This window comes from Photorhabdus caribbeanensis, assembly GCF_018448885.1.
Lineage (GTDB): Bacteria > Pseudomonadota > Gammaproteobacteria > Enterobacterales > Enterobacteriaceae > Photorhabdus > Photorhabdus caribbeanensis.
This window is the reverse complement of record NZ_RCWB01000020.1, coordinates 65,078-85,482: the sequence shown is the minus strand read 5'-3', so window position 1 is coordinate 85,482 and position 20,405 is coordinate 65,078. Positions and strand designations below refer to the sequence as shown.

Genomic DNA, 20,405 nt, shown 5'->3' with positions numbered 1-20,405 from the left:
TTTTCCAAAGTTTAAATAAGCATTATCAAAGGGTTAACGTCATGCTTCAGATCCCAACCACACCTCGTCATGATTGGAAAGTGCGAGCAAAAGAATTTGGGTTTGGTTTCCATACCATCGATAATGAACCGTACTGGACGGAAGACCGTTACTACCAGTTTACTCTCAAGCAGATTGAAGAACATATTGAAGCTCCGACAGCGGAAATCCACCAGTTGAGCCTTCAAGCAGTAGAGCAAGTGGTCAACAGTGATGAGTTGATGGCTAGATTTCAAATTCCAGAAGCAATGTGGTCACTGGTTCGTGCATCCTGGAAGCGCCGAGATCCAAGCCTCTATAGTCGTCTTGATTTTGCTTATGATGGTAAAAATCCGGCGAAGTTATTGGAAATTAACTCAGATACGCCGACCTCTATTTATGAGCATGGTTTTTTTAGCTGGCTGTGGTTAGAAGATAAGGTTAACCGTGGCGAATTGCCTCATGCTGCGGATCAGTTCAACTTACTACAGGAGTTGCTGGTTAATCGTTTCTGTGAACTGAAACCCTTTTTGCCATTCAACACGCTCCATTTTGCCTGCTGTAAGGGCACAGAAGAGGACAGAGGTTCGGTTGATTACATGGCTGATTGCGCCAAAGATGCCGGTATTCATACCGAATTTGTCTATATTGAAGATATTGGGCTCAGCGAGTGCGGTAATTTTACGGATAGTAATAACAAGATTATAGATTCTATATTCAAGTTGTACCCGTGGGAGTTCATGTTTCGTGAAGAATATGCTCAACACTTGGTTACTGCGGGGGTTAACTGGTTTGAGCCAATGTGGAAATGCATCACCTCGAATAAGTCAATTTTGCCATTGCTTTGGGAAATGTTTCCAGGACACCCAAACCTGCTTGAAGCTTATTTTGCCGATGATCCGCAAGCCAAGCGCCTAAATCACTACGTTATGAAGCCGATATTCAGCCGTGAGGGAGCGAATATTAGTATTCATAAAGATGGTGAAGTGGTTGAAGAAGTCGATGGTCCTTACGGTGAGGAGGGGTACATTGTGCAGCAGTACACCCCATTGCCAAAGATTGGTAAGAGCCATGTTCTTATTGGTAGCTGGCTCGTTGATGACACGCCTGCTGGTCTATCGGTCAGGGAAGATATTGGCAGGATCACGAAAGATACATCACGATTTGTGCCTCATATTATTTTAGGTTAATGGCTCTGTAACATTCTAACTATTTGTCTCTTCTGCATAAATTTTTCGGCTTAAAGTAGAGAGTTGATATATTTATTTCTGGAGCAGGGTGGAAGACCCTGCTTTTTGGCTGTTATTAGTAAACATCCAACTTTATCGCTGAAATGTCATATATATATGATTTTTCACCCATTTTTTAACATGTATTCTCCTTCTTCTTTATTATTATGATTATTATGGTGAAGTACTGTGTGCATCAGAAGTAGATCCAATTCAGCATCTGGAAGGTGTTTTTTGTCTTTGAGTTCGCAGCGGGTAACTGAATCATCCAATTCGCGGCAGATAAAGTTATGAATGCGTTTAAAACGTGGACTGTACTCCGTTTCGTCAGCGTTACGCTTGATGGCAAGTAGAGTCTGTATCTCTTGCATCAGCGCCGCGTCTGCAACAGTTCCGGCCAGCAGGGTGTCGAAGCGCATCGGGGGCACACCTTTACCCGCTTCGATCCAACGTACCGCCAGCAATGGACGTAGTACATAAAGGTATTTTTTCAGCCGAATTTTCTCGCCTTGCAGATAACCACGAAAGTTTTTCTTTGCCATCGACAGATAGTGATATCGCGCTCTGTTGTTGGAGAAATAGTCTGGTAATAGGGCACGTAGTGCCGCCATAAACTCCACGTCTTCGTAGTAGATTACTGGTGAGTCTGCCCATTCCATCAGTGTCGGGTTGGCTCGTTTCAGCAATCCTAAAGTTTTACGCAGTTCCCAACCGCAGATATCCAGCTCGTTGCTGATCGGTAATTCAATAACATCCCGAGAGGGATCGACGCGTAAGTACCATGATGGAGTATGTACATAAATAAAACGTACATCGTAATCACTGTTTGCCGAGGCAAATCCCCAACCGCGGCTACCTGATTCACAGGCGTAGAGTATTCGTATTTGCAGCTCTGTCTCAAGTTGCGCCAGTTTTTGGCATATGTGTTGCTTCATAATGTCACTGATACCAAATTTTTCTTTCATCTTGATTATCCTTTTACGCAAACCACTTGACGCAGGGTGTGAACGATTTCTACTAATGAAGACTGAGCGGCCATTACAGCCTCAATGTCTTTGTAGGCCATCGGAATTTCATCGATGACGTCGCTGTCCTTGCGGCATTCCACGTGTGCCGTGGCACGCTTCTGATCCTCTATTGTGAAGCGTTTTTTTGCTGCGGTGCGGCTTAATACTCGGCCGGCGCCGTGACTGCATGAGCAAAAACTCTCTTCGTTTCCCAGACCACGGACGATAAAGCTTTTCGCACCCATTGAGCCAGGAATGATGCCCATGACGCCTTGGTGTGCCGCGACCGCACCTTTGCGTGTGACTAACACGTTTTGACCAAAATGCTGCTCTTGTTGTACATAATTGTGGTGACAATTTACTGCTTCCATCGTGGCAGTGAACGGTTTTGTTATTACCGTCGCCAGTGCTGCCAGCGTATGTTGCATCATGACTTCGCGATTGTGGCGGGCGAAGTTTTGTGCCCAACCGACCGCTTCCATATAATCGGCAAAATGACTGCTGCCTTCCTCAAAATAAGCGAGATTACGGTCAGGCAGGTTAGCGATATGCTGCTTCATGTCCTGTTGGGCGAGAGTGATAAATAGATTGCCAATGGCATTTCCTACGCCGCGTGAGCCGCTATGCAGCATTACCCATACCCGGTCAGATTCATCCAGACACAGCTCAATGAAATGATTACCGGTACCTAGTGTTCCTAAGTGTTGATGGTTATTGGTTTTCAGTAATTGTGGATATTTATCGGTTAGTCGTTTAAATCCGGTTTGCAACACGCTCCAATGGTGATCGACGGTTTTTGGTGGTTGCTGCCAAGCGCCTTTATCCTGACCGCTACGGTTTGCCGTGCGTCCGTGTGGTACGGCGATTTCAATAGCATGGCGGATCGCATATAGGTTGTCCGGTAAATCTTTGGCATTCAATGAGGTACGTACTGCCATCATGCCACAGCCGATATCTACGCCTACTGCGGCTGGAATAATCGCCCCACGAGTCGGGATGACGCTGCCGATGGTTGAACCTTTACCAAGATGTACATCAGGCATAACGGCTAAATGGCTGAATATGAAAGGCATTTTTGCTGTATTCAACAGTTGTTCACGCGCTTCCGCTTCTACCGGTACACCATGAGTCCACATTTTCACTGGTGTGCTGTTTGGGGCGGTCATCAACTCGTAATCGTTTGTTATCACATTATTCTCCGGGTTACTTAGCCGTCACTATTATTGTAATTTATAGTAACGAATATTTTTCCTTTTTAATCAATGTTTCTGAATTTATTTTTTATCTTGGTCTTCTTTTGAACCATTAGGAAAATATTGTAAATGAAAATTTTATTCCACTATTAATATAGTATTCTGTTTAATGGTAATTGCAATTATTTGAGTTGTTATTTTGTTGAGTAATGTTGAAATTGTGATGTTAATCTATATAAAAATGTGTTTGTAAAAATATATATGAATTTATTATAGTTTTAAATCGCGTTGATAATTGTAAAGGAAATGTAAAACAATTAAATTATTTAATATTATGATGTTGTTGTAATAGTACGTTTATATACTATTCAAAAAGATGGATATATGTGTATAATTATCATGTGGATATGATGAGTTATTAAATGAGTAACATTATCTTTTGATGAAATAATATTTCTGCGGTTAGAATAAAATCATAGGCTGAATTTAATATATTTCTTGAAAATATCAACATGTATAGTATATGGCTTATAACATTTTTATTGATTTACTCTTGTTAAATTTGATTTATATCTTATTGATATAATTGTGTGTTTTTAGCTGCATGTTTTGTTTTTGCTTGGTTTTTGTTTTAGGGGTTATTTGCATTGTCAAATGTATAAAATAAGTCTCTACATTATTTATAGCCGAGAATTTATAATGAGTTAATGATTTCTTATTGTTTAAATATATGTAAAAGTAGTCACAAATTATCATACTGTTTGTTATCTGCCAGACAAATATATATAACTATTATCAATTAATAATTATTGGTAAATTATGTTTTTATTCTTTATTTTGTTTAAATATTTTTACGTTTATTATTGGTTTAATAATTCATTAATTTTAAATTGAAATGTATGGTGCTTAAAAATATTTATTTTAATAAAAAAGAGTTTTATTAATAGTTATTTTTTCCTATTTATAAAGGGGGGGTAGCCTCTTTTTCACGATATTGCTTGCATTTTTACTTTAATCTCTTCATTAAAATTGTACGGAAATTATCCGCACAATTTGATGTTGTATTAGGTAATGTGAATTTATGTGTCAAATTAGCCGATTATCATCATTATTAATCATCGTTAATATTTGCCAACACATTTCCTGCCTGTTGATAACTGCCTTCTTCCGCGTGGATAACGATTTTCCCAGAACGATGTGCGGTAAGTTGCGTTTCCATTTTCATTGCTTCCATGACAGCAATGACATCACCTTGTTTAACTTTATCACCTTCTTGCACATACCAGGATTGTAAAACGCCGGATATTGGTGCTGAGACCGGATTCGGTGCTGTTATTGTCTCCTCAGCTTCATTACCTTTGCTCTCAGTGATGAAATTTCGTCCAGAATCAGGGAATGAAAGCCCTTTTAATAATTCGGCGGGTAGCCCCAGTTCATGCCGACGGCCATCAATTTCAATAAAAGTACGTGTCACCTTTTCTTGATAATGGTTTTCCTGACGCGGAGATATTTTTATGTCATTGATAAAGTCAGTTTCGATCCAACGTGTATGGACGTTAAATGTGTCATCGGAAATAAAATCAGGATGCTCCATTACCGCTCGATGAAAAGGTAATACTGATGCAACGCCTTCAATGCTGAATTCCTGTAATGCACGTCGCGCACGGGCAATAGCTTGTTGGCGGGTCGCTCCGGTGACAATTAATTTAGCCATCAGCGAATCAAAGGTGTCAGGGATGGTGGAACCTGCTGTAACACCGGAATCCAATCTTATGCCTGGGCCGGAAGGGGGAGAAAATACCGTCACGGTTCCGGGCGTCGGAAAAAATCCTTTACCTGCATCCTCTGCGTTAATACGGAACTCAAAAGAATGGCCTAAAGGAATAGGTGTTGAGGTCAATGATAAAGGCTTACCTTCGGCAATCCGAAATTGTTCTACTACAATGTCGATCCCTGTGGTTTCTTCGGTGATCGGATGTTCGACCTGCAAGCGGGTATTGACTTCCAGAAAAGAGATCGTGCCGTCTACACTGAGGAGAAATTCCACTGTTCCGGCGCCGATATAACCAGCGGCGGTGCAAATATCTTGCGCCGCTTGATGAATACGCTGGCGTTGATGTTCGGTCAAAAATGGGGCCGGTGCTTCTTCTACCAATTTTTGGTTACGCCGTTGCAGTGAACAATCACGTGTACCAAGTACCAATACATTGCCATGTTTATCAGCCAGAATTTGCGCTTCAATATGACGAGGTTTATCCAGGAACTGTTCAATGAAACATTCTCCACGCCCAAAAGCCGCTGTTGCTTCACGAACAGCCGAATTGTAGAGTTCGGTGACTTCATCAAGCCGCCACGCCACTTTCATGCCGCGTCCACCACCGCCATATGCTGCTTTAATTGCAATTGGCAGGCCATATTGTTCGGCAAACGCCAGTGCTTCCTCTGCGTCTTTCACCGGTTCTTCTGTACCGGAAACCTGTGGCGCGCCTACCTGTTGGGCAATTTTGCGTGCTTTAACTTTGTCGCCCAGAATATCAATGGTCTCTGGTTCAGGACCAACCCAGATCAACCCTGCATTCATAACTGCACGGGCAAATTCTGCCCGTTCAGCCAGAAATCCGTATCCGGGATGTACCATGTCGGCACCTGAGCGTTTCGCAATATCCAATAATAGGGGAATATTAAGATAGGTATCAGCGGGGCTGTTTCCGCCTAAACTATAAGCCTCATCAGCCAATTGTACATGTTGTGCATTGACGTCCGAATCAGCATAGACGGCGATAGATTGTAAACCATAATCCCGGCTGGCACGGATAATACGGACGGCGATCTCACCGCGGTTAGCGATCAAAACTTTTTTCATGGGATGGTTTTTAATATTCATGGTCATTGCGGTACTCATGAGCGGCAATCGCTCTCTTTTATTTCGTGAAATTCAGTGATGGGGTTGAAGCGGATACGAGCATTGACAGGAATTTGTCCCGCAAGATCGAGATGATAGCTGGCAACGGAACCAATAACTGGATAGCCACCGGTCAAAGGGTGATCGGCTAAAAACAGAACCGGTTGACCACTGGCGGGAACTTGAATTGCGCCAGTGGTCGTTCCCTCACTCGGTAACTCTTTATGGTTAATACGCGATAATGGTGTGTCGCCATACAGGCGAATACCGACTCGATTAGATTGTGGTGTAACCTGCCAAAGTTGGTTTTGTAGCAGGGATAGCGCTTCTGCGGTGAACCAGTCAGTGCGTGGTCCCAGAACGATATCCAGTGTAACGATATCGTCAGAAGTAGGCATATTGAAAGCCGAGCTTTCATCCATTGATACAACGGAACCCTGTGTGAGAGTCAGAATATCCAAAGTATCGCCTATAGCGATTGGACTGGGGCCAATGTGTGCCAGCGTATCGTAAGAGAGGCTGGAGAGAATAGGTTGCTGAGCAAAGCCGCCACGCACTGCCAAATAAGAACGTACTCCTGCTTTGGGCGTTCCGAGTGTCACTTTATCACCGTCACTCAGATCAATAGGCTGATAGCCACCAACCCGAAACTTTCGGCCAGATGTTGTTTGAACAGTGATTGGGCAGTCAGCGCCTGTGACAGCGATAATGACATTGCCATGAGAGATAAAACTTAATCCTCCTTGTACAATTTCCAGGCATGCATTATCCGATGGATTACCGACGATCCGGTTGGCGCTTCTCAGCGCTGTTTTATCTAACGCTCCGGCAGCAGAAATACCTAAACTAGCCTGCCCTGAACGCCCTAAATCCTGAAAAAGTGTTTGTATTCCAGTGGTTAGGATCTCCAGCGAGGCGTGTTTATCAACTTGTGAAGATAGAATGTTCTCTATAGGCGCAACAGGGGGGACGGGTTTAGTGATTGTGGCGCCTTTACCTTGATCTCTGAAACGTACCCGGAAACCGGGTTGCAACAGGGAAGAGGGAGAACGTGAGAGATCCCACATACGTTCTGGCGTGATACCGATGATTTGCCAACCTCCCGGACTGGCTTGAGGGTATATCCCACTGAATTCGCCAGCCAGACCGACTGATCCCGCGGGGATGAGCGCTCTTGGCGTCATTCGGCGCGGGACATGTAAACGGTCTGAATCTGCGACTAAATAAGCAAATCCGGGGGCAAATCCGGTAAAAGCAACGGTGTACTCACTTTCTGTATGTCGCTTGATAACTTCCTGTGTGGTGATGCCGAGAATTTCTGCCACTTCAACCAGATCATCACCATTGTAATACACCGGAATTTCAACGAGTTTCCCGGTTGTCCTATCCAGTGTATTCAGGTTGCGGCCATTGATTTCTTTGGCAAGTTTGGCTGTGGAAACCACATTGGGACGAAATCGAATTAGCAGTGTTCTGGCCGCTGGAATAATTTCTTCTACGCCTGGAATGGGGCTGGCGTTAAGTGAATCAAATAACGCCAGCGTTTCATTCAGATCATGAAGCTCGACAATAATGGCATCTAAATTAACGGGTAAAAAACGCACTAGGCACTCCTGGGCATTTAAATAAAGGAGCGTACGGCGATCCCGGCTTGTTGCAGGGTTAGTTTCACCTGACGTGCCATTTCTACCGCGTCTGGACTGTCACCATGAACACAGATGGAATCTGCCTGAATACGGGTAAAACTGCCATCAATGGCTTCAACTCCCCCTTCGGTCACTAATTGCAACATACGCCGGGCAACGACATTAGCATCATGAAGCACAGACCCTTTTTCTCGGCGGGAAACTAGCGTGCCCTGTGGGGTGTAAGCTCTGTCAGCAAAGGCTTCCGCAACGGTACGCAAGCCTTTTTCCCTCGCTAAATCCAATATTTTTGAGCCAGCTAATCCAACCAGCGCTAAATTGTCATCCACTTCACGAATTGCCGTAATAACAGCAAGGGCTTGGTATTCATCATGGACAATGGTGTTGTACAGTGCGCCGTGCGGTTTAACATAACTTATGGTGGTTCCCGCCGCTGTCGCCAGACCTTTTAACGCGCCAATCTGGTAAATAACATCAGCGATCAGCTCATTACTGGAGATATCCATATTACGGCGACCAAATCCTACCAGATCTGGATAAGACACATGAGCGCCAATAACCACTTGATTTTCACGGGCAGATTTTAAGGTTTGAAGTATCCCGGCAGGATCGCCAGCATGAAATCCACACGCGACATTGGCGCTGGTGACAATGCTCAGCATGGCGTTATCGTCGCCCATTTTCCATTGACCAAAGCTTTCGCCAAGATCGCTATTTAAATCAATCATGTTCATAATCGTGACCCCAATACAGTGATATCCCAAAAAGTAGTAAAAAATTCAGGATGCTTATTAGTTCTACAGATAGGCAATTCCCGCTACGTCGATAGACGTTGAATTAATGAGTCGTTCCTCCGCTAATAACAATATCCTCACTGTTTGCTAATGCTTGATTAATAGCGATTTTCAGTGCCATTGTTATTGTTTCCAGCGCCATACTGGGTGCGCCGGGGTGTTTTACCGCCTGTTCAGGCAGGTAGGGAATATGGATAAATCCACCACGTACTAATCCACCACGTACTTTGGGATAAGTCAGCGCCAGATGGTGCAGTAGGCCATACATGACATGGTTGCAGACATATGTGCCGGCACTCTGTGAAATCGAAGCAGGGACCCCTGCGGCTTGCAGGCCACTGACGATGGCTTTAATCGGCAAGGTGGAGAAATAGGCCGCAGGCCCTGCTGCCACGATTGGGGTATCAATGGGTTGATTGCCCTGATTATCGGGAATACGTGCATCATTGATGTTAATCGCTATGCGTTCCACCGTGATATCTGGCCTGCCGCCGGCTTGTCCCACTGCAATGACCAGTTCAGGTTGTATCTCATCAATAGCTGCGTACAGGCAGGTGAGAGAAGTATTGAATACACATGGGAGCTGGCGTGTCTCAATATGTGCTCCAGATAGCTGTTGATTTTGCAATTGTTTGACCGACTCCCACGATGGATTGAGAGTTTCACCGTCAAAAGGTTCAAAAGCGGTAATCAGAATGGTTTTCATGAGATCTCTCTTTACAAAAACATCAAAAAATAGAGCAGAAAAACATTGGCAATCAGCAGCGCTATTCCAGTGGGGATTTGTGCTCTAATGACCGCATTGCGATTTGGTAATTCCAGTAGTGCGGCAGGAACGATATTGAAGTTTGCGGCCATTGGGGTCATCAGTGTACCGCAATAGCCCGAGAACATGCCGATAGCGGCCATGACCGCCGGATTACCGCCATGTTGCAGTACCAGAATGGGAATACCGATCCCGGCGGTAACAATCGGGAACGCGGCGAAGGCGTTGCCCATGATCATCGTCAATAGCGCCATGCCGAGTGTGTATGTCGCCACCGCGATAAATCGGTTATCCACTGCCAGATAATTCTCTGTCAGGTGAGAAATTGCGGTACCGACGCCTGCTACGGTAAATAATAGCCCTAGCGTCGCTAATATCTGTGGCAGGATAAAGGCCCAACCGATGGAATCCAGTAAGCGACGCGCCTCTTGGGTTGATTGAGTTACATTTTCACGTGTCATTTTCAGTGCAACTCCATATCCGACTAAGCAGCCTACTGTCATGGAAAACAGTGTCACCAGCGTGGCATGGTTGCCGGTACCGAACAGCGCTTGTTGTAACTCAGGGATGTGGTTAAACAGTAATACGCCTATCACCGTGACGATAGGGATTGCCAGCGCGGGAAGAAATAGACGATTACCCAGACGGGAGGCGCTTTCCTGCCGTTGCTGAGGTGTGCGTTGATGGTAGCTGCCCAATCGTACACCGCCAAAACCTGCCGTCAGCGCCATCAATACGACGATTAGCCCGATACCGATATGTAGCATCTTTTGGGCCTCGGCTTCGTTGTCTGCCCATAGTGCTATTAAGCGGTAAGTCCAGTCGCCTACCAAAAATACGATGCCATATAGCGCCCAGAACAGGCTGGTGGTCAGGCGGCGAGGGTTGGCGTGATCGCGCCAGGACATTATTGCTACGGCCAACAGGATCACGCCTGCCAGCCAATAAAGATATTGCTGCTGAAACATTACTTCCCCTTCCTTCGATTTTTGTCTGTGCCATTCAGTGCTGCCAGCTTGGTAGCGATCTGGTGGTCAAGACGAGACAAGCGGAAAGCGTGGATCAGAAAAGCACAGATGGCGGTAGGGATCCCCCACATGGCGATATGTAGTGGCTCTGTTTGGATGCCGCCGGACTCTAGCATAAAGTTATGCATAAAGATGATTGCACCAAAGGCGACGAAGATATCCTCACCGAAGAACAGCCCAACATTATCGGTTGCTGCCGACATGGCCCGCAGGCGATAACGTACATCGTCAGGCAGGTCATGATGACGGTTTTCCGTAGCCCCCTCTACCATTGGCGCCAGCAAGGGGCGCACCATTTGTGGGTGTCCTCCTAAACTGGTCAGCCCTAGCGCAGCGGTTATTTCACGAATGAACAGATAGATGATCAGCAAACGTCCAGCGGTTGCTGTTTCAATATTGCTAATCCAGGTTTGAGCTCGTTCTTTTAAGCCGTGTCGTTCTAAAAGGCCGATAGTTGCCAGCGGCAACAGCAAAATTAGTGGCAAATTTCGGGTATTAAGGAAGCCGGAACCTAGCTTTTCCAGAATCGCGGTGATCGGCATATGTGCTGCCAGTCCGGTAATTATCCCTGCGACAATCACCACCAATACCGGGTTAAACTTAAGTAAAAAACCCACGACAATAACCGCGATGCCAATCAACGGCCATAGATTCACAATCTGTTGCATGTGGTGTCACCTCGGTGGATAAAAATCGCGGTTGCTTGCTGTGTTGTCATAGGCTGAATTCCTGTGTGGTGGATAAATGTATATCTAAGCAATATGCGTACCATCGTTGGATAATTTGCATTTATTGTTAAATTATTGTTTTTGTATTGTTGAACAATAAATAGAGTGAGGCGAAAGAATAGGCAAATAAAATTATTTTTTAATGATAAAAATGAAATGCAGATCACTTTTTACCGTAGTGATGTTCTATGGTGGTGCATTGAATGCACTATCGTGAGGCAATAATTATTCTGGCGTAGAAAACAGTCAGCGGGGAAGAGCTCTATGCTTGCTGGCAGTAGGTGAATGTGTGAAGATGCCTGCCATTCTTATCTTTAGCAGCCGGGAACTTGTGGTCGGGTTTGCTACATTTGGTCCGTTCTTTCAATTAATTATGATGAAAAAAGATAATTCCTCTCCTAAGACGTTAAGTGAAAAAGTTACAGATATTATCCGGCAGAAATTGATTATTGGAGAGTTATCACCCGGTCAACGGCTATCAGAAGCGGCTTTGAGCGAACAACTTGAAATATCGCGTAATACATTACGTGAGGTTTTTCGTGTACTGACTCAGGAAGGGTTACTGCGATATCAACCTAACCGCGGAGTTTTCGTCGCCACTCCGAGTATCGCTTCTATTATCGATATTTATCGAATCCGGCGGCTTATTGAGTGTCAGGCATTGGCGCAATCTTATCCTATGCATCCTGCGGTTGAACACATGCGCGGTGCAATCGAAATGGGGAAACGGTGTCGTGATACTCAGGATTGGATCGGTGTTGGAACCGCAAATATGGCATTTCATTCAGCTATTGTTGAACTGACTGACAGTGAACGGCTGATAACATTCTATGGGCATATTTCTGCGGAATTGCGGCTGGCTTTTGGTTATCTGAACGATCCTGAACTTTTTTATGTTCCCTATATTGATCAGAATGCCCATATTTTGGCGTTACTTGAGAAAGGTGAACCAGAAAGTGCGGCCTCCGAGTTAAAAAGCTATCTGGAGCAGTCAGAACGTACGGTATTAGCGGCTTATACGCGCAAAAATCGTGCTTAATAGATATTAAGAAAAGATAATATCTGCGACTAGATTGGTAAATTTATTGATAAAATAAATTAATTTAATTAATATGTTTAAAATTTTTTCATATTTTTGATTTGTAACGTGATATTTGTTTGGCGCCTTCCCAGACAAAGGCGGTAGTGTCTATAGAGATCAAGGAAGTAAATGATAAGAGAAGTTATATTTGCCTTTTGTGCCATGATGTTGAGCTTTTTAATCCTGCCAAATGACAGATCACTTGATTATTTAAAACATAATTCATCGTATTTTTGCTGTAAGTCATATTAGTAACATGAGTTACAGGAAAACGTGACTTATAGTCCGTGGTTTGATAAGTAACATCGTTCGATACTTATCGAATGAAAAAACCTGACACCATAAAATCCATTTTTGGACAAAGAGTTAGATATATCAGAATGGCATCTGGTATGTCTCAGGAAGCTTTTGCCGATAAATGTGGGCTTGATCGCACTTATATCAGCGGCATTGAACGCGGCGTCAGAAATCCTACGCTTGAAGTTATTAATGTCATAGCAAGTGGTTTACAGATCGAATTAAAAGATCTGTTTGACTTTGATGCGGAGAAAAAGAGTTAGTCGACTCTATTTGAGCATTGAGTTTTTATTTTTTCCTGTTGTTCTATTATTTCCCCTCTCGTCAGAAGATTTTATTCTGCCGCTACAGTTAGGAATTTGAATCGCTTTCTGGTCCACCGTCTCATAACCATTGATTGATGAAAATAATCGCCGCAGGTGAGAACATCGTCTGCATTGTCACTGATCTGCCTGTGTTTCAGGCAGATCTTCTCGGTACCTGCTCTTGTAGTCTTTGAATAGCAGATTATCCGTCATCTGCCACAATAGGACATTCAGCCTTTCCAGCGAAGAAAACTGAAAGCCAGATATGGGGTTCTAAGCCGGGCAATGGAATTCGGTTAAGGAAACAATAATGCTATGAATACTGATAACCCTTTAGAGGTGACAGGCAAATGAGTTTATATTACAGGCTCCTGAAACCTGCTAGTTTTTTTCCGAAAGATTGTAAGTAGCGATATTTAAATTCCCCAAAACAAGAGATTAAGAGCATCTTTGATATCAGATGACCATTGGCTCACATCAGTGATTTTCCCTCCAATTACTCTTTCTGAGACACTTGAAAGTTCTGTTGTTAAAAGTCGGTAATTTTCATCTCTGATTTGCACTATAGGAAATAGATGACGACTCACCTTGCTTGAAAAATGATGCGCTTCAACCAAAGGAATAACCATACGCCTTCCCGGTGTTTCAATGATGTCGTTTTGTACATCAACAAACATACTGTATTTGCTTTCGTTCCGTTTGTATTGATAAACAACAAATTGCATTTACCAGTTCCTGTTTTCATCAGCAAATGAGCCATATTGTTCAATAAATTGAGCAACTTCTTCCATTCCTTTGCGATTATCTGCTTTCCAACTTTCAGTTTTGATTCGTTGAGCTTCTCTGGTCATGACTTCATTTACAAAACCTGAAATATTTACACTGTCTGAACTCAGGAGCAGATAATTTTCTTTATCAACTGTTACGTTAACTCTATGCTTCATAGCACACCTTAAAAACACACTTTAAGTACACATTAAAAGAGTGTATTTCGTGAAAACAAAAGGCAACCTGATTTTTTACGTTTGCACGAGGAAATGGATTGCGGGCAGGAAAAGATAAATGGCAAGTAATCATTATTCTTACCGAATGATATAAAGTAGATTGGAGCAGCTTATCTTATTGATAAACTACTCCACTTTAATTTACAGCCACTTACTTTGCGTACCTCGAAGGCCATATTTCAGCGGGATCGCAATCTAAAGCCGCGGCAATAAGCCGTTGACCTTTAGGCCAGCGGCGTTGCAGGGTATTGGCAAGGGTAGATGATGCTAACCCTGCCTCTCTTGAAACGGCGGCTAACGATGTGCCGCGTTTTTTCAGCTCTGCGATGATGTCGGCTGGGTGCCAGTCCTGATTTTTCATTATTAATCCTCCGTGTTACGGATAACTTTGATATGAAAAGGTAAATCGTTACATAGTAGACTATAAGTCACATATGATAACATAACTTACCATAAAAAGTGACTCATAGTCCGTGGTCTGATAAGTAACATAATTCGATACTTATCGGATGAAAAAGCCAAATGCTGTAAAATTCCTTTTTGGACAAAGAGTTAGGTATTTCAGGCAATCGTCTGGCATGTCTCAGGAAGCTTTTGCCGATAAATGTGGAATTGATCGGACGTATATCAGTGGTATTGAACGTGGAGTTAGAAATCCTACGCTTGAAATTATCAATATTATTGCGAATGGTTTACAGATTGAGCTAACAGATCTGTTTGATTTCAGCACTAAATCAAAAGGCTAACAGTCGCTTTCCGCTTTATTGCTTAGAAACTTTATTACCTTATCTTTTTGTTGACATGAATTACCATGCTAACCTTAATAAGGTTGAACAAATGGGTTAACGGTAACTGGCAAATACAATTAAGGAAGTGTCATTGTGAGTGAATTGCATAAAGGCATGAGTCAGGAAGCGTTTGAGAATGGTTATTTTTACGTAACTGAACTTCGGCAGTTTGCTAAATCTTTAGGGATTGCAACAAGTCACTTAAAAAAGAATGAGCTTGAGTTACATATTCGGTCATGCTTGTTTGGTTATTCTGGTGATTTGCCTGTTGCTATTCCTAATAAAAGAGATCGTGCTGGTCGAGATTTATTGACTTTGGAGAGTTTAGTTATTAATTATGTGGGCGACAAGCAGACGAAAAATTTCTTGCTAGCGCAAGTGGATAGCCGATATGGACCATTACCAGATAAATCCGGCCAATGGTATTGGCTGAATCATTGGCGTAAGGCGCAAATTGCCAATAACAAGCAAATTACCTATGGTGACTTGGTTGAACATTTAGCTGCTCTGAAAAAGCAGGTAGGGAGGCTTCCACAAATTCCTTCTGCCCGTTTGAATAATTTTATTAGCGATTTTATTGCTGATCCTGAAAATAAAGATAAAGGAAAAAAGCAGGCATTGGCAATATGGCAGTTGTTGAAAGAAAAAAATCTACCTAAAACCTATCTCGCTTATAAAAAGAATAAATACCAAATTGAGGAATGAATTTATTGAGGGAGTTATAGATTCTCCCTCAATAAATAGCTTTATTAAATGGTTATAATTTTCTGGGCGTTATTTCGTTCAATTTTTATTGTCAATTTACCCGATGGTGTCTCTGACAACTGATTGCGAAGATAGGTGATATCCTTAGGAAGGGCTGGTTGACCATTAACTTCCAGTACAATATCACCGTTCTTTAATCCAAATTTTTCAATATCTTTGGGATCGTTGTAAAATATCTCTACTTTGTTATTAAAATAACGAATTGCAATCGTGCGAAGTAATGGGCTGTCATAACGGGTAAAGTTTTTGGCGTTAAAACAGAGTAGCATTTTATTTGGTATAAACAGATAATCATCAAAACGTGAGAAGAAACTCATACCAAGATTGTAGAGACCACTTTTATTTTCGCCAATTCTCAGACGACCTACCGGCAGTTGCTGTAAGTAAAAGCCATCAATTAGATACTCTTTACTACTATCAAGCCCACTAGCGGACGCGTATTTGACACTAGTTCCTGCCGAAATCTTATCTTTGTGCTCTTTTTTCAGATATTCAATAAATTCCTGAGCGACATAGCTGTAATCGGCCCCGGTATCTATATTAAAAACGACATTAGAAACCTGAATTGCGGGAGATTTGCCGTAGCTATCACTGTAAGGTTCACATTGTTGATAATTTAGGATTGAAGGCGCATGGCGCCATATTGTCAATGTGTGGTTCAGGTTATTTATTTCCCAGTTTAACTGACGAAAAGTGTCAATCCCGAGAATACCATCCAGCTCCTGACCAATAGACTGATTAAAGAGACTCATATCAATGCCAATCCAGGGATCAGAGCCTGGCACCGTATGATTGCCGAGGGTAATCGCCAGCGGTTGCCATAATGTTAGGTCAGCTTTGTGTAAGCGTTTTTCACTGGTTGTAACCAGTCCATCGGACAGCATACGGTGGAAGGTAACTGGTATTTTTGATTCTGGTGTGGTTTGTGTCAGCGTTTTTGCCAGCTTATTATCGATGAAGGTATAACTGGCGCCGGTATCCAGCAAGAATTGATATTTTTTACCAGAGATAGTGACAGGAACAATGAGCGATGTTGGCTGATGGATGTCCAGCTTAGTAGAAAGGACGGGTTTATTTTCTTCTGGCATATGGATTTTTTCCATATGGCTACAGCCCGTTATCAGTGTCAGCAAACTGGCGGTAATAATTGACCGAGAGGCTATCTTTTCCTGTTTTTTCATAATATTAGATTCCTTTTCTAGGGGATGGAAGATGAAAGTCTGGGGTCCGGTAAAACCCAACATAATGTACTGGAAGCAATAAAATGTTGCGTATGAGCTAGGGTAGTACCCGTTGCCAGTACAGCTCAGCTTCATTGCGGATATTATTATCTGCTTTATATTAGTTGATGTGAAATATAGTGAGTAATTGTTTAACTATGGTTGAACTATTATTAGTTTAATCGGTAATGTTGGTGAAAATGTCGGCTATTGATAAATTTGAACGGTAAAAATTGCTAATGGTGATATTTATATAATAATTAATTGGCAATAGAGATAGCATTAAAAGATAAATTATCTGGATGTGTTTGATTATATAATGTATATCAATGATAATGATTTGAAGTAAAAATCACTATAAATCATGACTATTTTATTTTTAGGTGTAATATAAAGTTAATAAATATTTATTGGATTTGGATTTATATTTGGAAATTATTTTCCTGATAAATATCTAGGTGATATCAATATACAAAAGTAACACTTTTGTACTAAAGGAATATATTGATTTTATGTCTATATCACTAAAACTCAGCATTGTCGTGCCTATTTATAATGGAGAGCGGTTTTTACCGCAATTTTTTGTCAATTTATCTCGGCAAAAGTTAACTGATTTTGAGTTAATTTTGGTTGATGATGGTTCAACAGATAATAGTCGTCAGATTATTGAACAATATGCCGAGCAATTCCCAAAGACAGAAATTATTACTCAGAAGAATCAAGGGGTTTCTGTTGCCCGTAACACGGGGTTAGCGAAAGCCAGAGGTGATTATGTGGCTTTCCCTGATATTGATGATGTCATTTATCCGGGGATGTATAACCGGCTGTTAGAGATAGCTCAGAATAATGATCTGGATATTGCTACTTGCAATGGTCATTATGTTTACGATGATGGTCGGCCTGCTAGAAAGATTTTTCCTTCCGATCGCCTCTCTTCTACCGCGGTTCTGAGTGGGCCGGAATGGTTGCAACAAGCACTGAACTCACGCAAATTCCTGCATGTAACTTGGCTGAATATCTATAAACGGGCTTTTCTGACAAAACATCATTATCAGTTTGAACCGGGGTTGCATCATCAAGATATTCCGTGGACCACAGAACTCTTGTTAACCGCAAATCGTGTGCAATATATTGATGAATCTTTTTATGATTATTTGATCCACGCCTCCTCGGTGTCCCATGCTCCTGCTGATGATCGTATTAAGGTGAGGACGGCACATCACTATATGAAAATTTTGGAGATGCTGAATAAGATTAATCAGCGGTATCCACAGCAAGTTAAGCAAGTACCGGCGTGTCATTGGCAGATTGCGAAAGAGGGGCTAGGGATTTTGCATACCATTAATGGGATAGAATCCTCTACGATAAAACAACAGATCGTTCATGAATTATTTGAACGTGGGATTTGGTCGATGATCTGGAAAAATGCTCGTGGGTTTAGATTGCGTTGGCGTTTGGCTCGTCGATATCCGCGACTTAGAAAAGTATTAAAAGCCGTTTAATATTGAAAGTAACGGCTTTAGTGATCATTCTTTACCTGTGGTTATTTTCCATCTTAATCACAGGTATCGCCGATGTTTTTCAACGTATCAATAATCAATTGCCAGAATCGCTGTTGATCGAGTTTGACTGCGACTTGGGTGTGGCCGTCTTCTGGTATTGGATGACGGAAATCCGCTACGGTCATGCCCACAGTTAAGGTACCATTCAGTTCAATATTGACGGGGACTTTTTGGGTTGTCATTACTGTAGGATCAATAACATAGGCGACGGCGCAAGGATCATGTATTGGAGGGCTGTTGAAACCATGTCTCTTCCGATAACTTTCACCATAGTACTCCAGTAGTTCTACGACAAACCGAGACACGTTGGTATTAATACGTGAAATTGCTTTGATGATTTCTGGTGTGGCCCGTGCTTGATGCGTCAGATCCAGGCCGACCATAGTTAGTGGCCATTTTTCATTGAAAACAATATGCGCGGCTTCCGGGTCGATTTTGATATTGAATTCTGCTACTGCACTTCTGTTAGCAGTGTGATACCCGCCGCCCATTAATACCACTTCTTTTACCCGTTCAACGATCTTCGGTGCTTTACGGACGGCAAGAGCAATATTGGTTAAGCTGCCAACGGGGACCAAAGTCACTGTTTTTGGCGGATGAGACATAATAGTATCAATGATCAGATCCGTCGCGTGGCGAGGATCAAGCGTTCGGGAGTGTTTAGGTAACTTCACCCCCCCTAGACCAGATTCACCGTGAATATCCGATGCCGTTTCGATATCGCGAACTAATGGGCGATGACAACCAGCGGCAAAGGGCACACCGGTAATACCGGCAATATGTGCTATCGCCAGCGCATTGTGAGTGACTTTATCCAGTGTCTGATTACCGACAACCGTTGTGACGGCTAATAACTCAATATTAGGGTTGCCATGTGCCAATAGCATCGCAATGGCGTCATCATGTCCCGGATCGCAATCAAGAATAATTTTTTTGGTGGTCATTTTTACTCCTTGCCAGAGAAAGTGATATAAAAAATGAGGATAATCCAGTTAAAACCTCTATTCCGTGACAAAATCTTAGATCTGGGGGAGTGTTCTCATAAATAATTAGTAAAATGTTTCATAATTGTGATTTGATTAACGTATAAACGATAATTAAGTTGTGCATCCAGTTTGAGTGTGATTTTTATATAGTTTCGCTATGGAATTGGCGGGCTATATCTGCTTCGGATTTATTATTAATTTATGAATAATTGCGAGGGCTTGAATGGATATTCATGTAGATAGATTATCAGCAGTGATTGAATCGGTGGCAACCAGTGAATTTTATCCTAATTTACTGACTTGGCTGGAACAGTTTATTACTTTTGATAACGCTATTGTCTATGCCTTCGAGCAAGGTTCTGCTCCGCGTTGTTTGAGTAAAACCGAGAAGAAAAACAGTGATGCGATAAATCAGATTTATCAACAGGGCGCTTATCTGCAAGATCCTTTCTATCAAGCCCTCGTCAGTGGGGCTGACACCGATCTATTTACCTTACGGGAACTTATTCCTTCAGGATTTTATCATACTGATTATTATCTGAATTTTTATCGTAAAACCGGCTGGCAGGATGAAATGGGGGTTTTATTGACGCTTTCTCCTCAACGGCAACTTGGCTTGTTTTTCGGTAAGGAAAATCAGCCATTTTTCATCCAGAAACAGCATTGGAGAAGCCTGAAAACTGCGTTGGAAATTGTCCGCAGTGTGGCGCGATTGCATAATGAAATGACACAACAAGCTTCTACGGATGAAATAGTTTATCTGGATACTCAGACTCGTTATGCCTTAACTCCGAGAGAATGTGAGATTGTGGAGTTAATATTGCAAGGTAAAGGCTCACCACAGATTGCTGAAAAACTTTTTATCAGTACGGGGACGGTGAAAAACCATCGGAAAAATATTTATCAAAAACTACAAATCAGATCACAAGCAGAGCTTTTTAGCCTGTTTATGACGCCACCCGCTCCGGCTCGTTATTTTGCTTGAGTCACAAATGTTAAAACTGTGTTGCAAATATCCCTAAAGGGACATGGTGATGTGACTCTGCGCTACAGATAATCCGGTGATTATGTTGGATGCTAATTGGG

20 protein-coding genes are annotated in these 20,405 nt (G+C 42.5%); 7 read left to right on the top strand and 13 right to left on the bottom strand.

The window, feature by feature from the left end:
• Window positions 1–41 precede the first annotated feature (41 nt).
• The gene (locus EAE90_RS14235; RefSeq protein WP_214054042.1) at window positions 42–1,208 is read left to right on the top strand and encodes a glutathionylspermidine synthase family protein; all 1,167 of its coding nucleotides are present in this window, start codon (window positions 42–44) and stop codon (window positions 1,206–1,208) included.
• Window positions 1,209–1,372: 164 nt separating this feature from the next.
• Here the strand turns inward: EAE90_RS14235 and EAE90_RS14230 are convergent, their stop codons facing one another.
• The 8 genes from EAE90_RS14230 to EAE90_RS14195 all read right to left on the bottom strand — a co-directional run bounded on the left by EAE90_RS14230 (window position 1,373) and on the right by EAE90_RS14195 (window position 11,251).
• Window positions 1,373–2,212, bottom strand: a complete 840-nt coding sequence (locus EAE90_RS14230) for a nucleotidyltransferase domain-containing protein (protein WP_214054041.1) — start codon at window positions 2,210–2,212, stop codon at window positions 1,373–1,375.
• Window positions 2,213–2,217: 5 nt separating this feature from the next.
• Window positions 2,218–3,420 carry an RtcB family protein gene (locus EAE90_RS14225; protein WP_214054059.1) on the bottom strand — a complete coding sequence of 401 codons (1,203 nt, stop codon included), beginning with the start codon at window positions 3,418–3,420 and terminating at the stop codon, window positions 2,218–2,220.
• A 1,138-nt stretch (window positions 3,421–4,558) separates the two neighbouring features.
• Window positions 4,559–6,331, bottom strand: a complete 1,773-nt coding sequence (locus EAE90_RS14220; RefSeq protein ID WP_422615997.1) for an acetyl/propionyl/methylcrotonyl-CoA carboxylase subunit alpha — start codon at window positions 6,329–6,331, stop codon at window positions 4,559–4,561.
• Between the two features lie 14 nt (window positions 6,332–6,345).
• Window positions 6,346–7,953, bottom strand: coding sequence for a 5-oxoprolinase subunit B/C family protein (locus EAE90_RS14215; protein ID WP_214054039.1), 1,608 nt, complete (start codon window positions 7,951–7,953; stop codon window positions 6,346–6,348).
• Between the two features lie 17 nt (window positions 7,954–7,970).
• Window positions 7,971–8,729: a LamB/YcsF family protein gene (locus EAE90_RS14210; RefSeq protein ID WP_246550752.1), complete on the bottom strand. Its 759-nt coding sequence runs from the start codon at window positions 8,727–8,729 to the stop codon at window positions 7,971–7,973.
• A gap of 103 nt (window positions 8,730–8,832) precedes the next feature.
• Entirely contained in the window at window positions 8,833–9,495 is a 663-nt protein-coding gene (gene pcp / locus EAE90_RS14205) for a pyroglutamyl-peptidase I (RefSeq protein WP_214054038.1), read from the bottom strand.
• 11 nt (window positions 9,496–9,506) lie between these two features.
• Window positions 9,507–10,523 carry a DUF979 domain-containing protein gene (locus tag EAE90_RS14200; RefSeq protein WP_214054037.1) on the bottom strand — a complete coding sequence of 339 codons (1,017 nt, stop codon included), beginning with the start codon at window positions 10,521–10,523 and terminating at the stop codon, window positions 9,507–9,509.
• Window positions 10,523–11,251, bottom strand: a complete 729-nt coding sequence (locus EAE90_RS14195; RefSeq protein WP_214054036.1) for a DUF969 domain-containing protein — start codon at window positions 11,249–11,251, stop codon at window positions 10,523–10,525. Before EAE90_RS14195 ends, EAE90_RS14200 begins: the two co-directional genes overlap by 1 nt.
• Before the next feature lie 433 nt (window positions 11,252–11,684).
• On the opposite strand from EAE90_RS14195, the gene EAE90_RS14190 reads away from it, so the two are divergent.
• Both EAE90_RS14190 and xreR1 read left to right on the top strand, forming a co-directional pair.
• Window positions 11,685–12,350: a GntR family transcriptional regulator gene (locus EAE90_RS14190; protein ID WP_214054057.1), complete on the top strand. Its 666-nt coding sequence runs from the start codon at window positions 11,685–11,687 to the stop codon at window positions 12,348–12,350.
• Between the two features lie 365 nt (window positions 12,351–12,715).
• Window positions 12,716–12,952, top strand: a complete 237-nt coding sequence (gene xreR1, locus EAE90_RS14185) for a cell morphology transcriptional regulator XreR1 (RefSeq protein ID WP_214054035.1) — start codon at window positions 12,716–12,718, stop codon at window positions 12,950–12,952.
• Between the two features lie 458 nt (window positions 12,953–13,410).
• Here xreR1 and ccdB read toward each other — a convergent pair whose 3' ends face one another.
• The 3 genes from ccdB to xreR2 form a co-directional block, all read right to left on the bottom strand.
• Window positions 13,411–13,719 (bottom strand): type II toxin-antitoxin system toxin CcdB, encoded by a 309-nt coding sequence (ccdB, locus tag EAE90_RS14180; RefSeq protein ID WP_214054034.1) that lies wholly within the window; start codon window positions 13,717–13,719, stop codon window positions 13,411–13,413.
• Window positions 13,720–13,938 (bottom strand): type II toxin-antitoxin system antitoxin CcdA, encoded by a 219-nt coding sequence (gene ccdA, locus EAE90_RS14175; RefSeq protein WP_214054033.1) that lies wholly within the window; start codon window positions 13,936–13,938, stop codon window positions 13,720–13,722.
• 211 nt (window positions 13,939–14,149) lie between these two features.
• Entirely contained in the window at window positions 14,150–14,359 is a 210-nt protein-coding gene (gene xreR2 / locus EAE90_RS14170; RefSeq protein WP_214054032.1) for a cell morphology transcriptional regulator XreR2, read from the bottom strand.
• Between the two features lie 217 nt (window positions 14,360–14,576).
• Between xreR2 and EAE90_RS14165 the strand changes: the two genes are divergently transcribed.
• Entirely contained in the window at window positions 14,577–14,744 is a 168-nt protein-coding gene (locus EAE90_RS14165; protein WP_049582902.1) for a helix-turn-helix domain-containing protein, read from the top strand.
• 135 nt (window positions 14,745–14,879) lie between these two features.
• Window positions 14,880–15,491, top strand: a complete 612-nt coding sequence (locus EAE90_RS14160) for a hypothetical protein (protein ID WP_214054031.1) — start codon at window positions 14,880–14,882, stop codon at window positions 15,489–15,491.
• Between the two features lie 44 nt (window positions 15,492–15,535).
• Here the strand turns inward: EAE90_RS14160 and EAE90_RS14155 are convergent, their stop codons facing one another.
• Window positions 15,536–16,732 (bottom strand): aspartyl protease family protein, encoded by a 1,197-nt coding sequence (locus tag EAE90_RS14155; protein WP_214054030.1) that lies wholly within the window; start codon window positions 16,730–16,732, stop codon window positions 15,536–15,538.
• Window positions 16,733–17,283: 551 nt separating this feature from the next.
• Here EAE90_RS14155 and EAE90_RS14150 point away from each other — a divergent pair.
• A complete protein-coding gene (locus tag EAE90_RS14150) occupies window positions 17,284–18,273 on the top strand; it encodes a glycosyltransferase (protein WP_214054029.1) in 990 nt (329 codons plus the stop codon).
• A 53-nt stretch (window positions 18,274–18,326) separates the two neighbouring features.
• On the opposite strand, the gene uriH is transcribed toward EAE90_RS14150, so the two are convergent.
• Window positions 18,327–19,277, bottom strand: coding sequence for a uridine-preferring nucleoside hydrolase UriH (gene uriH / locus EAE90_RS14145; RefSeq protein WP_214054028.1), 951 nt, complete (start codon window positions 19,275–19,277; stop codon window positions 18,327–18,329).
• Between the two features lie 265 nt (window positions 19,278–19,542).
• Between uriH and EAE90_RS14140 the strand changes: the two genes are divergently transcribed.
• Window positions 19,543–20,304 carry a response regulator transcription factor gene (locus EAE90_RS14140; protein ID WP_214054027.1) on the top strand — a complete coding sequence of 254 codons (762 nt, stop codon included), beginning with the start codon at window positions 19,543–19,545 and terminating at the stop codon, window positions 20,302–20,304.
• Window positions 20,305–20,405: the final 101 nt, after the last annotated feature.